This window comes from Roseateles sp. So40a, assembly GCF_048081605.1.
Lineage (GTDB): Bacteria > Pseudomonadota > Gammaproteobacteria > Burkholderiales > Burkholderiaceae_C > Roseateles.
Map to the genome: position 1 here is coordinate 3,357,112 of NZ_CP182288.1, position 13,419 is coordinate 3,370,530.

14 protein-coding genes are annotated in these 13,419 nt (G+C 68.5%); 2 read left to right on the top strand and 12 right to left on the bottom strand.

Annotation, left to right across the window (positions count from 1 at the left end; all coding sequences use genetic code 11):
• Positions 1-26: 26 nt before the first annotated feature.
• The 6 genes from rplI to ppsA all read right to left on the bottom strand — a co-directional run bounded on the left by rplI (position 27) and on the right by ppsA (position 6,364).
• Positions 27-479: a 50S ribosomal protein L9 gene (rplI, locus tag ACNI65_RS15250; protein WP_416757725.1), complete on the bottom strand. Its 453-nt coding sequence runs from the start codon at positions 477-479 to the stop codon at positions 27-29.
• 12 nt (positions 480-491) lie between these two features.
• A complete protein-coding gene (rpsR, locus tag ACNI65_RS15255; RefSeq protein ID WP_067062534.1) occupies positions 492-782 on the bottom strand; it encodes a 30S ribosomal protein S18 in 291 nt (96 codons plus the stop codon).
• A 52-nt stretch (positions 783-834) separates the two neighbouring features.
• Positions 835-1,119 carry a primosomal replication protein N gene (priB, locus tag ACNI65_RS15260; RefSeq protein ID WP_416757726.1) on the bottom strand — a complete coding sequence of 95 codons (285 nt, stop codon included), beginning with the start codon at positions 1,117-1,119 and terminating at the stop codon, positions 835-837.
• 57 nt (positions 1,120-1,176) lie between these two features.
• A complete protein-coding gene (gene rpsF, locus ACNI65_RS15265; RefSeq protein ID WP_091723036.1) occupies positions 1,177-1,539 on the bottom strand; it encodes a 30S ribosomal protein S6 in 363 nt (120 codons plus the stop codon).
• A gap of 206 nt (positions 1,540-1,745) precedes the next feature.
• Complete coding sequence (locus tag ACNI65_RS15270) at positions 1,746-3,824, bottom strand: VC_2705 family sodium/solute symporter (protein ID WP_416757728.1); 2,079 nt, start codon at positions 3,822-3,824, stop codon at positions 1,746-1,748.
• A gap of 128 nt (positions 3,825-3,952) precedes the next feature.
• The gene (gene ppsA, locus ACNI65_RS15275; RefSeq protein WP_416757729.1) at positions 3,953-6,364 is read right to left on the bottom strand and encodes a phosphoenolpyruvate synthase; all 2,412 of its coding nucleotides are present in this window, start codon (positions 6,362-6,364) and stop codon (positions 3,953-3,955) included.
• A 343-nt stretch (positions 6,365-6,707) separates the two neighbouring features.
• Here ppsA and ACNI65_RS15280 point away from each other — a divergent pair, with 343 nt between their 5' ends.
• Together ACNI65_RS15280 and ACNI65_RS15285 are read left to right on the top strand one after the other, a co-directional pair.
• Entirely contained in the window at positions 6,708-7,529 is an 822-nt protein-coding gene (locus ACNI65_RS15280; protein WP_416757732.1) for a pyruvate, water dikinase regulatory protein, read from the top strand.
• 15 nt (positions 7,530-7,544) lie between these two features.
• Positions 7,545-8,435 (top strand): EamA family transporter, encoded by an 891-nt coding sequence (locus tag ACNI65_RS15285; protein ID WP_416757735.1) that lies wholly within the window; start codon positions 7,545-7,547, stop codon positions 8,433-8,435.
• Between the two features lie 28 nt (positions 8,436-8,463).
• Here ACNI65_RS15285 and ACNI65_RS15290 read toward each other — a convergent pair whose 3' ends face one another.
• The 6 genes from ACNI65_RS15290 to lpxD are packed head-to-tail and all read right to left on the bottom strand — an operon-like array spanning position 8,464 to position 13,395.
• Complete coding sequence (locus tag ACNI65_RS15290; protein ID WP_416757737.1) at positions 8,464-9,237, bottom strand: TrmH family RNA methyltransferase; 774 nt, start codon at positions 9,235-9,237, stop codon at positions 8,464-8,466.
• A 7-nt stretch (positions 9,238-9,244) separates the two neighbouring features.
• Positions 9,245-9,967 (bottom strand): ribonuclease HII, encoded by a 723-nt coding sequence (gene rnhB, locus ACNI65_RS15295; RefSeq protein WP_416763633.1) that lies wholly within the window; start codon positions 9,965-9,967, stop codon positions 9,245-9,247.
• Positions 9,900-11,045 (bottom strand): lipid-A-disaccharide synthase, encoded by a 1,146-nt coding sequence (lpxB, locus tag ACNI65_RS15300; RefSeq protein ID WP_416757739.1) that lies wholly within the window; start codon positions 11,043-11,045, stop codon positions 9,900-9,902. Before lpxB ends, rnhB begins: the two co-directional genes overlap by 68 nt.
• Positions 11,046-11,064: 19 nt before the next feature.
• On the bottom strand, positions 11,065-11,856 hold the full coding sequence (lpxA, locus tag ACNI65_RS15305) for an acyl-ACP--UDP-N-acetylglucosamine O-acyltransferase (RefSeq protein ID WP_416757741.1): 792 nt from the start codon (positions 11,854-11,856) through the stop codon (positions 11,065-11,067).
• A 22-nt stretch (positions 11,857-11,878) separates the two neighbouring features.
• A complete protein-coding gene (fabZ, locus tag ACNI65_RS15310) occupies positions 11,879-12,337 on the bottom strand; it encodes a 3-hydroxyacyl-ACP dehydratase FabZ (RefSeq protein ID WP_416757743.1) in 459 nt (152 codons plus the stop codon).
• Positions 12,334-13,395, bottom strand: a complete 1,062-nt coding sequence (lpxD, locus tag ACNI65_RS15315) for a UDP-3-O-(3-hydroxymyristoyl)glucosamine N-acyltransferase (protein ID WP_416757744.1) — start codon at positions 13,393-13,395, stop codon at positions 12,334-12,336. Before lpxD ends, fabZ begins: the two co-directional genes overlap by 4 nt.
• Positions 13,396-13,419 lie beyond the last annotated feature (24 nt).

Consider the following 13,419-nt stretch of genomic DNA (forward strand, 5'->3'; position numbering starts at 1 on the left):
GAGCGCCCACCGGAGGTGTCGAGTCATTACTCGACTTCGGCGACGATCTTGACCGTCACTTCCACCACCACGTCGGTGTGCGGAGCAACGTTGACCGGGAATTCGCCGACGGTCTTCAGCGGACCGTTGGGCAGACGCACTTGCGACTTCACCACCGACGAACCGGCCTTGCCGAGGGCTTCGGCGATGTCGGCGTTGGTGACGGAGCCGAACAGGCGGCCGTCGACGCCAGCCTTTTGCGAGATCACCACGGTCGTGCCGTTGATCTTCTCGCCCAGGGCTTGCGCGGTCGCCAGCTTCTCAGCGGCGACCTTTTCCAGCTCGGCGCGCTTGGCTTCGAATTCCTTGATCGCGGCTTCCGTGGCGCGGCGCGCTTGACGGGTCGGGATCAGGAAATTGCGTGCGTAACCGTCCTTGACCTTGACGACATCGCCCAGGTTACCCAGGTTGGCCACTTTTTCCAGCAGGATGACTTGCATGGGGTGGACTCCTTAGACCTTGTGCTGGTCGCTGTACGGCAGCAGGGCCAGGTAGCGGGCGCGCTTGATGCACACCGACAGCTGACGCTGGAAGAACGCGCGCGTGCCGGTCAGGCGAGCGGGAACGATCTTGCCGTTTTCGCTGATGAAGTCGCGCAGGACGTCGACGTCCTTGTAGTCGATCTGCTCGACACCGGCGACGGTGAAGCGGCAGAAGCGCTTGCGACGGAACAGCAGCGATTGTTGGTTGCGCTTGGGCTTGCGGTCCTTGGAGAACCGACCTTTACCACGTGGCGGGGGCATAGTGACCTCTTGATCTATCCAGATGTAAACGAATCGCGCGACGTGCCGCTCTCTATTCCGCGAACCCGGTGATATGGAACACCGTGCCGCGGCCTTGTCGCTGTGCCGAGAGGAATCCGGTGAACACCGTCTTCTCCGTCAGGCCCAGCGCCTGCACCCGCTTCACGACGTCTCCGAGCGCCACCGCCTTGATCTCCAGCGCGACCTTGCGCGTGGAACCGGCTTCGTCGACCTGGGACTCGTGCTTGAGCATCAAGTCCAGGGCGGGCAGCCCGGCGGGGGTGTATCGGATCGCCGCGATTTCCAGGATCTGCGCCTGCAGCACCAGTCGGTTCATGCGGGCACGGAAACGGCGGGAGGGTTACGAGAACGTCAGGGAGTCGCGCCTGTCAGCTCAGGCGGACGCTTCTTGCGGAGCCTTGCGGGCTTCTTCGCGCTCGACGGCCTTCATCATCACCGACGGGTTCGTCTCGGCCTTGTCCTTGACGACGGTCAGGTGACGCAGCACGGCGTCGTTGAAGCGGAAACCGGTCTCGATTTCAGCCAGGACTTCCTTGCTGCACTCGATGTTCAGGCACAGGTAATGCGCCTTGGCCAGCTTCTGGATCATGTAGGCCAGCTGACGGCGGCCCCAGTCTTCCACGCGATGCACCTTGCCACCACCGTTGGTGACCAGGCCCTTGTAGCGCTCCAGCATCGCCGGAACTTGTTCGCTTTGATCCGGATGGATCAGCAGAACGATCTCGTAATGACGCATGTGTACTCCTTATGGGTTTCAACGACCTCGGGCGAAGACTTCGCCTCTGGCCTGAAAGCCGGACCCCAGCGTCAACTCCTGGGCCCGGCAAGGGGAATCGCGGATTCTAGACGAATTCGAGGGTTCCCGTCCAGTTCCAGCCTCCAGCGACCGAACTGAACCGACCGGGCCCTCGCCGATTCAGGCAGGGCCGCGCTGCCCCGGAGTCAGGGCGCCGCGCCGGTCACCCGGGCCTGCAGCGCCCGGGCGGTGGCCGAGGGCGGGGGCGTCAGCAGGCTGACCGTCACCAGCGCCGCCACGCCCGCGGGCAGCCCGAACAGCGCCGCGGCCATCGGCTGGATGCCCCACCACAGCTGCGGCGGCCCGCTCAGGCCCAGCGCCTGGCGCAGGCCGGCATGCGCGCTGACCATGTAATACAGGGTCATGCCCAGCCCGGCGAGCATCCCCGCCGCCGCGCCCTGCTTGTTGGCGCGTTTCCAGAAGATGCCCGCGATCAGCGCCGGCACCAGCGTGGCCCCCGACAGCGAGAACGCCGCCGACACCAGCAGCAGGATGTCCGCCGGTTTCTGCGCGGCCACCGCCGCGGCGGTGAGCGCGGTGGCCAGCAGCAGCGCCTTGGAGATCGTCACCCGCTGCGTCATCGACGCGCGCGGGTTCAGCACGCGGTAGTAGACGTCGTGCGAGAGCGCGCTGGAGATGGTCAGCAGCAGCCCGTCCGCGGTGGACAGCGCCGCGGCCAGCGCGCCGGCCGCCACCATCGCCGACAGCACATAGGGCAGCCCGGCGATCTCCGGCGTCATCAGCATGACGACGTCGCCGCCCAGGCGCAGCTCGCCGAGCTGCAGGATGCCGTCCTGGTTGATGTCCTGGATGCTCAGCAGGCTCGGATCGACCCGCATCCACTGCTTCATCCAGCCGGGCAGCTCCGCGATCGGCGTGCCCACGAGCTGGTGCAGCACCTCGTGCTTGAGCAGCACCGCCAGCGCTGGCGCGAACAGGTAGAGCAGCGCGATGAAGAACAGCGTCCACGCCACCGAGGTCCGCGCCTGCGCCACCGAGGGCACCGTGTAGTAGCGCGTCAGGATGTGCGGCAGCCCCGCCGTGCCGACCATCAGCACCAGCACCAGCGCGATGAAGTTGCGCCGCGCCAGCGTGTAGGCCTCCTGCTCCTCGGGCGAGCCGTCGGGATCGCCGGCGAAGGGCCGCGCGTGCAGCGGCATGCCGGCCAGCGGCTCGGCGCGCTGCCGGTTGGCGGCGACCGCGCGCTGCCACTGCTCGCGGGCCTCGGCCTCGGTGCGGGGCAGCGCGGCGCGCACCTTCTCCGCGGCCTGGATCTGCGCCAGCGGCGCGTCCTCGGTCTTGAGCTGCGCGATCACCTGCGAGACCCGCTGCCGCTCCGCGTCCAGCGACTGCGGCAGCGCGGCCAGCAGCGCCTCGAAGTCCTTGGCGCGCTGGTCGTAGAGCGCGCGGACCTGCAGCTCCTTCGGATCGTGCAGCAACTGCTGCTCGCGCGCGGCGATCTCGCGGACCTCGGTGCCCGCGGTGAACTGCGGCAGCGGGAAACCGGTCTGCTGCGTCGACAGCCACATCACCGGCACCACGTAGGCCAGGATCATGAGGATGTACTGCGCCACCTGCGTCCAGGTCACGGCCCGCATGCCGCCCAGGAACGAGCACACCAGCACGCCACCGAGCCCGACGAACAGGCCGATCTCGAAGGTCAGCCCGGTGAGCCGCGTGGTGATCAGGCCGATCGCGTAGATCTGCGCCACCAGGTAGATGAACGACACCATCACCGCCGCGGCCGCGCCCATCACGCGCAGCCCGCGGCTCTCGAAGCGCGCGCCGAGGAAGTCCGGCACGGTGAAGCCGCCGAAGCGGCGCAGGTAGGGCGCGAGCAGCAGCGCCACGAGGCAGAAGCCGCCGGTCCATCCGAGCACGAAGGCCAGGCCGCCATAACCGGCGAGATAGAGGCTGCCCGCCATGCCCAGGAAGCTGGCCGCGCTCATCCAGTCCGCGCCGGCGGCCATGCCGTTGTAGAACGCGGGCACGCGGCGGCCGGCGACGTAGTACTCGACCGGATCCGTGGTGCGGCTGAAGACGCCGATGCCGGCGTAGACCAGCACCGTCAGCAGCAGGAACGAGAACCCCAGCCACTGCTTGGGCATGCCCAGCCGCTCGAGCACGCCCAGCAGCGCGACCAGCAGCACGAAGCCGATCGTGTAGGCACCGTAGATGCGATGGAGCCGGCGGCGGAACGCGGCGTCGGACGGGGGGGTGGACATGACCGCGCATCATCGCTGCTCCCCACGGCGAGGCGCATCCACAGCTTCCCCAAAGAAGCCGGCGAGAAGAAAACAAAAGAAAAACGGCCCGAAGGCCGTTTCTCATGGTGCGGCGGCGAAGCGCCGGATCAGCGCTTGGCCAGGCGCTGCCAGGTCTCGACCACCGTGTCCGGGTTCAGCGACAGCGAGGCGATGCCCTCGGCCGCCAGCCACTCGGCGAAGTCGGCATGGTCGCTGGGACCCTGGCCGCAGATGCCGATGTACTTGCCCGTCGCGCGGCATGCAGCGATCGCGCGCGAGATCATCGCCTTCACCGCCGGATCGCGCTCGTCGAAGTCGCCCGACAGCAGCTCCAGGCCGGAGTCGCGGTCCAGGCCCAGCGTCAGCTGCGTCAGGTCGTTGGACCCGATGGACATGCCGTCGAAGTGCTCCAGGAACTGCTCGGCGAGGATGGCGTTGGACGGGACCTCGCACATCATGATGACGCGCAGGCCGTCCTGGCCGCCCGCCGCGGCACGCTTCAGACCGCGCTCGGCCAGCATCGCCACGACCTTCTCGGCCTGACGCACGGTCCGCACGAACGGCACCATGATCTCGACGTTGGTCAGGCCCATGTCGTTGCGCACGCGCTTGAGCGCCTCGCATTCCATCGCGAACGCGTCCTGGAACTCGCCCGAGATGTAGCGCGACGCGCCGCGGAAGCCCAGCATCGGGTTCTCTTCATCGGGCTCGTAGCGCGAGCCGCCGATCAGCTTGCGGTACTCGTTGCTCTTGAAGTCGGACAGACGCACGATCACCGGCTGCGGCCAGAACGCCGCGGCGATCGTGGCGATGCCCTCGGCCAGCTTGTCGACGTAGAACGCGCGCGGCGACGCATGACCGCGGGCCACCGACTCGACGGCCTTCTTCAGGTCGTTGTCGATGTTGGGATAGTCCAGGATCGCCTTCGGGTGGACGCCGATGTTGTTGTTGATGATGAACTCGAGGCGGGCCAGGCCGACGCCGCTGTTGGGCATCTGCGCGAAGTTGAAGGCCAGCTGCGGGTTGCCCACGTTCATCATGATCTTGACGGGGCTGTAGGGCATCTCGCCGCGATGCACCTCGCTGACCTCGGTCTCGAGCAGGCCGTCGTAGATGTAGCCGGTGTCGCCCTCGGAGCAGGCCACCGTCACCAGCTGGCCGTCCTTGAGCTTCTCGGTCGCGTCGCCGCAGCCCACGACCGCGGGGATGCCCAGCTCACGGGCGATGATCGCCGCGTGGCAGGTCCGGCCTCCGCGGTTGGTCACGATGGCGCTGGCGCGCTTCATGACCGGCTCCCAGTTCGGGTCGGTCATGTCGGTGACCAGCACGTCGCCAGGCTGCACGCGTTCCATCTCGGCGACGCTGTCGACCAGCCGGACCGGGCCCGTGCCGATCTTCTGGCCGATCGCGCGGCCCTCGACCACCACCGTGCCCTGGCCCTTGAGCTTGAAGCGCTGCTCGACCTGGCCTTCGGCCTGGCTCTTCACCGTCTCCGGACGCGCCTGCAGGATGTAGAGCTTGCCGTCGTGGCCGTCCTTTCCCCACTCGATGTCCATCGGGCGGCCGTAGTGCTGCTCGATGATCAGCGCGTACTTGGCCAGCTCGATCACGTCGTCGTCGTTCAGCGAGTAGCGGTTGCGCTGCTCGACCTCGACGTCCACCGTCTTGACCAGCTTGCCGCTGGCGGCCTTCTCCTCGGGCGTGGAGAAGGTCATCTGGATCAGCTTGGAGCCCAGGTTGCGGCGGATCAGCGCGAACTTGCCGCGCTGCAGCGCCGGCTTGTGGACGTAGAACTCGTCGGGGTTGACCGCGCCCTGCACCACCGTCTCGCCCAGGCCGTAGCTGGAGGTGATGAAGACCACATCCTTGAAGCCCGATTCGGTGTCGATGGTGAACATCACGCCGGCGGCGCCCAGGTCGGAGCGCACCATGCGCTGCACGCCCGCGGACAGCGCGACCTCGGCATGGGCGAAGCCCTTGTGCACGCGGTAGCTGATCGCGCGGTCGTTGTAGAGCGACGCGAAGACTTCCTTCATCTTGTGCAGCACGTCCTCGATGCCGACGACGTTCAGGAAGGTTTCCTGCTGGCCGGCGAACGAGGCGTCAGGCAGGTCTTCCGCGGTCGCGGACGAGCGCACGGCGAAGGACGCGTCGGGGTTCTCGGCGGTCAGGCGCTCGAACTCGGCGCGGATGGCCTGCTCGAGGTCGGCCGGGAAGGGCTGGGCCTCGACCCAGCCGCGGATCTCGGCGCCGGCGGCGGCCAGCGCGCGCACGTCGTCGGTGTTCAGGTCGGCCAGGCGATGCTGGATGCGGGCATCCAGGCCTTCATGCTTGAGGAAGTCGCGGAAGGCGTGCGCCGTCGTGGCGAAGCCGCCGGGCACGCGCACGCCGGTTTCGGCCAGCTGCGAGATCATTTCGCCGAGCGAGGCGTTCTTGCCGCCCACCGACTCGACGTCGGTCATCCTCAGTTTCTCGAAGGGTACGACCAGGGCGGTCGCCTCGAAGCGTGCATCAGACATGGGAAAACTCCGTGATGTTGAGAAACCGGGGCTCCCCGCGCGCTCCCGAGCAGGCCAGACGCGGCGGCGACGAGGTCGGCGGCGTGGGCGGCTTCGAGGGAGGCAGGCATGACGCGGCGCACGACAGGTGTTGTCGATTCTTGTGGGGCGCGCGATCCAGCGTTCATGCGATGGGCAGGAGCAAGTTGCGGGCGATTCTAGTAGGTCGCCGATCTATGATGTAAGCCCCCGTTCGGGGCCGGGACGGGGTCGGAACCCCGCCAAACTTCTCGCTTCGGCACGCGGCATGCCCGGTCCGGCGAAGGCTCCCCGGCCTGCCCGCGGCACATTCCCAAGGCCCGACATGACCCAGCACACCGTCTACTTCGTCTCGGATGGCACCGGCATCACCGCCGAAACCTTCGGTAACTCCATCCTGGCGCAGTTCTCGGTGAAAGCCCGCCATGTGCGCCGTCCCTTCATCGACAGCGGCGAGAAGGCCCATCAGCTGGTGCGCGAGATCAACGAGACCGGCGAGCGCGAGGGCGTGCGCCCCATCGTCTTCGCGACGCTGGTGAACCGCGAGGTGCTCAATGTCGTGCGCCAGGAGTGCCAGGGCCTGGTGATGGACATGTTCGGCACCTTCATCGCGCCGCTGGAGGACGAGTTCCGCGTCAAGTCCAGCCACCGCGTGGGGCGTTTCTCCGACGTGGCCAAGAGCCAGGAGTACCACGACCGGATCGAGGCCATCAACTTCTCGCTGGCGCATGACGACGGCCAATCGGCGCGCAACCTCGACTCGGCCGATGTGATCCTGGTGGGCGTGAGCCGCTGCGGCAAGACGCCGACCTCGCTGTACCTGGCGATGCAGCACGGCATCAAGGCGGCCAACTATCCGCTGATCCCCGAGGATTTCGAGCGCGGTCACCTGCCCTCGCTGCTGATCCCGCACAAGAAGAAGTGCTTCGGGCTGACCATCGATCCGGAGCGCCTGGCGCAGGTGCGCAACGAGCGCCGCCCGGGCAGCAAGTACGCCGACCTGGTCAACTGCCATTACGAGGTCCGCGAGGCCGAGACGATGATGAAGAAGGCCGGCATCAACTGGCTGTCGTCGACGCACAAGTCCATCGAGGAAATCGCCACGACGATTCTTCGCGACATCCGTCCCGACCGCCTGATGTATTGAGCGGATCCGCGACGCATGCCGGCCTCCGCGCTGGCCCTGGTCATCGCGGCCGCGCTGATCCACGCGCTGTGGAACTTCGCCGCCAAGAAGGCGCAGGGCAATCATCATTTCTCATGCATGACCGCGCTGGGCATCAGCGTGTTGTGGCTGCCCGCGGCGCTCTACGTGGGCTTCGACGAGCTGCCCGACTGGGGCTGGATCGCCTGGGTGGCGGTGATCGCCAGCGCGATCGTGCACCTGGCCTACTTCAACGCGTTGCTCGCCGGCTACCGCGCGGCGGACATGACCATCGTGTATCCGGTCGCGCGCGGCAGCGGCCCGCTGCTGTCCTCGCTGGCGGCGGTGCTGCTGCTGGGTGAGCATCTCGGACTGGGCGGCGGACTGGGGCTCGCGGGCGTGGTCGGCGGCATCCTGCTGATGGCCGCGGGGCCGACCTTCTTCTCCAAGGGCGCAACGGTCGACCCAGAGCTGCATCGCAAGCGCAAGCTGGGCATCGCGTGGGGCGCGCTGACCGGCGCGACGATCGCGACCTACAGCGTCATCGACGGCTACGCGGTGAAGGTGCTGGCGCTGTCGCCGGTGCTGTACGAGTACCTCTGCAACGCCTTGCGCCTGCCGGTCATCCTGCCCGCGGTGCTTCGCGACCGGCCGGGCTTCGTGCATGCGGTGCGGCGGCAGTGGAAACACGCGCTGGTCGTGATCGTCGGCGCGCCGACGGCCTACATGCTGGTGCTGTACGCGATGAAGCAGGCGCCGCTGTCGCGCGTGGCGCCGGCGCGGGAACTGTCGATGCTGTTCGCCGCGCTGATCGGCGGCCAGTTGCTCGGCGAAGGCGAACGCGGCTGGCGCATCGCCGGCGCGGCCTTCATCGCGATGGGCGTGGCGGCGTTGGCGATGGCGAAGTGAGGCGCGCGGACGACGACGCGTTCCGCGCTCAGACCAATCGCCGCCGCGCGCTCTCGTAGAGGCAGATCGACGCGGCGCTCGCGACGTTGAGGGATTCCTCGCCGCCCGGCTGCGGAATGCCCACGCGTAGCGCGCAGCGCTTCATCAGCGGCTCGGCCACGCCCTGCCCTTCATGGCCCATCACCCACGCGCAGGGCTGCGGCAGATCGGCCTCGTGCAGCAGCGCGTCCGCATGCGAGCTCGTCGCCAGCAACGGCACCTGCAGCGCGTCGAGATCCTCGACCGCCAACCCTTCCACCAGCCGCAGCCCGAAGTGCGCGCCCATGCCGGCGCGCAGCACCTTGGGCGACCACAAGGCCGCCGTGCCCTTGAGCGCCAGCACCTGACGGAAACCGAGCGCGGCCGCGCTGCGCAGGATCGTGCCCACGTTGCCCGCGTCCTGCAGCCGGTCCAGCACCACCGAGTCCGCCTGGGGCTCGATGCGCGGTTGACCCGGCAGCGCCAGCTCGAAGCCGATCTGCGCCGGCGACTCCAGCCCCGACACCGTCTTGAACAGCGCCGGCGACACCACCAGCACCTTCGGCGACACGTCGGCCAGCGCGCGCAGCGCCTCGTCCGCCGCGGCCACGTCGGTGATCAGCGCCAGCGACGGCTTCACGCCGCGCTGCACCGCCGCGCGCGCGAGGTGATCGCCCTCCAGCCAGACACCGCCCAGCTTGCGATACGCGCTGCCGTCCTGCGCCAGCTTGCGCAGGCGTTGCAGATGGGGGTTGTCCCGGGCGGTGATCGGCTGCCAGCTCATTGCGAATTCATTCCTCTTCGGTCACCGAGACCCTCGTGGCGGTGACCGTCGTGATCGCCAGCCCGCTCAGGTCCAGCGATCGCACCGGCGCGAAGCTCTGCCGATGCCAGGCCGTCGCGCCATGCACGCGCAGCGCCTCGAGGTGCTCGCGCGTGCCGTAACCCTTGTGGTTGTCGAAGCCGTATTGCGGATGCTGCTCGTGCATCTGCAGGCAGAAGCGGTCCCGGTGCACCTTGGCCAGGATCGACGCCGCCGAGATCGCCGGCACCAGCGCATCGCCCTTGACGATCGCCTCGGCCGGGATGCGCAACACCGGCAGCCGGTTGCCGTCGACCTGCACCCGCGCGGGCTTCAGCCGCAGGCCCTCGACCGCTCGCCGCATCGCCAGCATCGTCGCCTGCAGGATATTGATGCGGTCGATCTCCTCGACCGTCGCCTCCGCGATGCAGAAGCACAGCGCCTTGGCGCGGATCTCGTCGTAGAGCTGCTCGCGCTTCTTCTCGCTGAGCACCTTCGAGTCACCCAGGCCCTTGATCGGGCTCTGGTCGTCCAGGATCACCGCGGCCGCGACCACCGGCCCGGCCAGCGGACCGCGTCCGGCCTCATCGACGCCGCACAGCAGCCCGCCCGCCGACCATTCCAGGCCCAGCTGCGTCGGCGGCTCAAGCGCCGAGGATTTTCGCGATCGCATCGCCGGCCTTTTGCGCGGTGTTGCAGCGCAGCTGTTGATGGATCTCGAGGAAGCGCGCGTGCAGGCGCTCGCGACGCGGCGCGTCGTCCAGCCAGGCCAGACCCTCGCGCGCGATGCGCTCACCCGTGCACTCGTCCTGCAGGCACTCGGGCACCAGCGTCTCGCGCGCGAGCACGTTGGGCAGGCCCACCCACGGCAGCAGCGCCTTGCCCTTCATCCGCCACGCGTTGAACCAGTGCAGCTTGTAGGCGATCACCATCGGCCGCTTGAGCAGCGCCGCCTCCAGCGTCGCGGTGCCGCTGGCCACCAGCGTCAGGTCGCAGGCGGCCAGCACTTCCGTCGCGCGGCCGTCCACCAGCGTCATCGGCAGGCCGCGACCGTGCTCGGCCATCAGCGCCTCGACCATCGGGCGCAGCCCCGGCGCGATCGGAATCACGAAACGCAAGCCCGGCCGCGCCTTCAGCAGGCGCTGCGCCGCGTCCAGCAGCGGCGGGCCGATGTAGGTCAGCTCGCTGCGGCGGCTGCCCGGCAGGATCGCCACCACCGTGTCGCCCGAGCCCAGGCCCAGCGCCCGACGCGCATCCTCGCGCGGCGGCTCCAGCGGGATCTGGTCCGCCAGCGGATGGCCGACATAGGTCGACGGGATGCCCGCCTTGGCCAGGATCTCGGGCTCGAACGGGAACAGGCACAGCACGTGGTCCGCGCTGCGCCGGATCGTCTCGACGCGCTCCGGGCGCCACGCCCAGATCGACGGACACACGAAATGCACGGTCTTGATGCCGGCCTCGCGCAGGCGGCGTTCCAGGCCGAAATTGAAGTCGGGCGCGTCCACGCCGACAAACACCGACGGGCGCTCGGCCAGCAGGCGGTCGCCCAGTTGCCGGCGGATCGCCAGCAGCTCACGAATGTTCTTGATGGCGTCCCAGTAGCCGAAGATCGACAGCTTGTGGCTGGGCCACCAGGCCTCGAAGCCCTGGGCCTGCATGCGCGGACCGCCGATGCCCGCCGAGCTCAGCTCCGGCCAGCGGGCCTTCAGGCCCTGCAGCAGGAGGCTCGCGAGCAGATCCCCGGAGGCCTCGCCGGCCACCAGGCCCAGTCGAGGATCCGTGGAAGTCATGTCAGGCGTCCAGAGCCGATCAGCGCACGAGGCCGCGCTTGGCGCCGGCCAGGAAGTCGAGCATCACCTGGATGTCGCGGATCGATTCCGCATCCTGGCCCTGCTTGAGCGCCTCGAGGTTGGCCACCGACTGCTCCAGCGTCGTGCCATCGCGGAACAGCAGCTTGTGGACCTGGCGGATCACGCCCAGGCGGTCATTGCTGAAGCCGCGGCGGCGCAGGCCGGTCAGGTTGACCGCGCGCACCGTCAGCGGATTGCCGTCGACTGTCATGTAGGGTGCGACGTCCTGCGCCACATGGCCCTGGAAACCGATCATCGCGTGCGCGCCCACGTGCACGAACTGGTGCACCCCGGTCAGGCCGCCGATCGTGGCCCAGTCGCCCACGTGGACGTGGCCGGCCAGCGTGGCGTTGTTGGCCAGCACGCAGTGGTCGCCGACCACCACGTCATGCGCCAGGTGCACGTAGGCCATGATCCAGTTGTCGGAGCCCACGCGCGTGACGCCCTGCTCCTTGAACGTGCCGGTGTTGAAGGTGCAGAACTCGCGGATCGTGTTGCGGTCGCCGATCACCAGCTCCGTCACCTCGCCGCCGTGGCTCATGTCCTGCGGCATCGCGCCGATCGACGCGAACTGGAAGATCACGTTGTCGCGGCCGATCGTGGTCTTGCCCTCGACGACCGTGTGCGGACCGATGCGCGTGCCCGCGCCGATGCGCACCTCGGGGCCGATCACCGCGTAGGGACCGACCTGGACGGTGTCGTCGAGTTGCGCGGCCGGGTCGACGATCGCGGTGGGATGAATCTGGGCCATGGCGGACGGATCGTTTCGCGGCTCAGCAGTCGAGCTTGCGCATCGTGCACATCAGGCCGGCCTCGGCCACGATGTCGGTGCCCACCAGCGCCTTGGCGCCGAACTTGTAGATGCCGGCCTTGGCGCGGTCCAGCGTCACTTCCAGGATCAGCTGGTCGCCCGGCTCCACCGGACGCTTGAAGCGCGCGTTGTCGATGCCGGCGAAGTACACGACGTGGTTCTCGTCCAGCGTGAAGTTGTAGCTCTCCACGGCCAGCAGCGTCGCGGCCTGCGCGAGCGCTTCCAGGATCAGCACGCCCGGCATCACCGGACGGTGCGGGAAGTGGCCCAGGAAGAACGTCTCGTTGATGCTGACGTTCTTGATCGCGCGGATGCGCACGCCCTTCTCCACCTCCAGGACGCGGTCCACCAGCAGGATCGGGTAGCGATGCGGCAGCTTCTCGAGGATGCCGTGGATGTCGATGCGGGTCGTCTCAGTCATGTCGTCTTCTTTTCCAGGGCACGCACGCGTTGGCGCAGCTCATAGAGCCCGCGCAGCGCGGCGGCGTTCTTCTGCCAGGAGGCGGCGTCCTCGAAAGGCCACATGCCGGCGTAGGCGCCGGCCTTGTCGATGCTGTTGCTGATGTTGGCCGTCGGGCCGATCTGCACGCCGTCGGTGATCTTGATGTGACCGTTGATGCGCGCCGCGCCGGCCACGATGCAGTTCGCGCCGATCTCGGCGCTGCCCGCGATCGCCACCGCGCCGGCGATCGCCGTGCCGCGGCCGATCTTCACGTTGTGGGCGATCTGGACCAGGTTGTCGATGATCACGCCATCGGCGATGACGGTGTCACCCAGCGCGCCGCGGTCGATGCAGGTGTTGGCGCCGATTTCGACGCCGTCACCGATGCGCACCGCCCCGAGCTGCTCGATCTTGACCCACGCCATGCCGTGGGCGCCCTTGGTGGGGGCGAAGCCGAAACCGTCCGCGCCGATGACCACGCCGCTATGCACCAGCGAGCGCTCGCCGATCACGCAGTCATGGCCGAACACGACGTGGGGCGCCAGGCGCGTGAACGCGCCGACACGGGCGTCCTGCTCGACGATGGTGTGCGCGCCGATGCGCGCGCCCTCGCCCAGCACGGCGCCCGATTCGATCACCGCATGCGGACCGACCTCGACATCGCGGCCGATCGTGGCATCCGGCGCGACGGTCGCCGTCGGATGGATCGCCGGGGCGGCGCGCGGCTTGCGCATGTTCGCGGCCCACCACTGGGTCAGCCGGGCGAAGTACAGATACGGATCGGGCGTGACGATGCAGCACGCGCTCGTGCCATCGCCCCGGCGCGCGGCGGCCGCGTCGGCCAGCTTGGGCGAGACGATCACGCAGGCCGCGCCAGTCGTGGCGAGCTGCGCCTCGTACTTCGGATTGGCCAGGAAGGCGATCGCGTCCGCGCCCGCGTCTTCCAATGGGGCGACCGCGCAGATCGCCGTATCGGCGGCACCAAGAAGATCGCCGCCCAAGGCGGCGATCAGCTCCGAGACCAGAACCTGCTTCATGGTCGCTTCGGGTGTCCTGTCGGG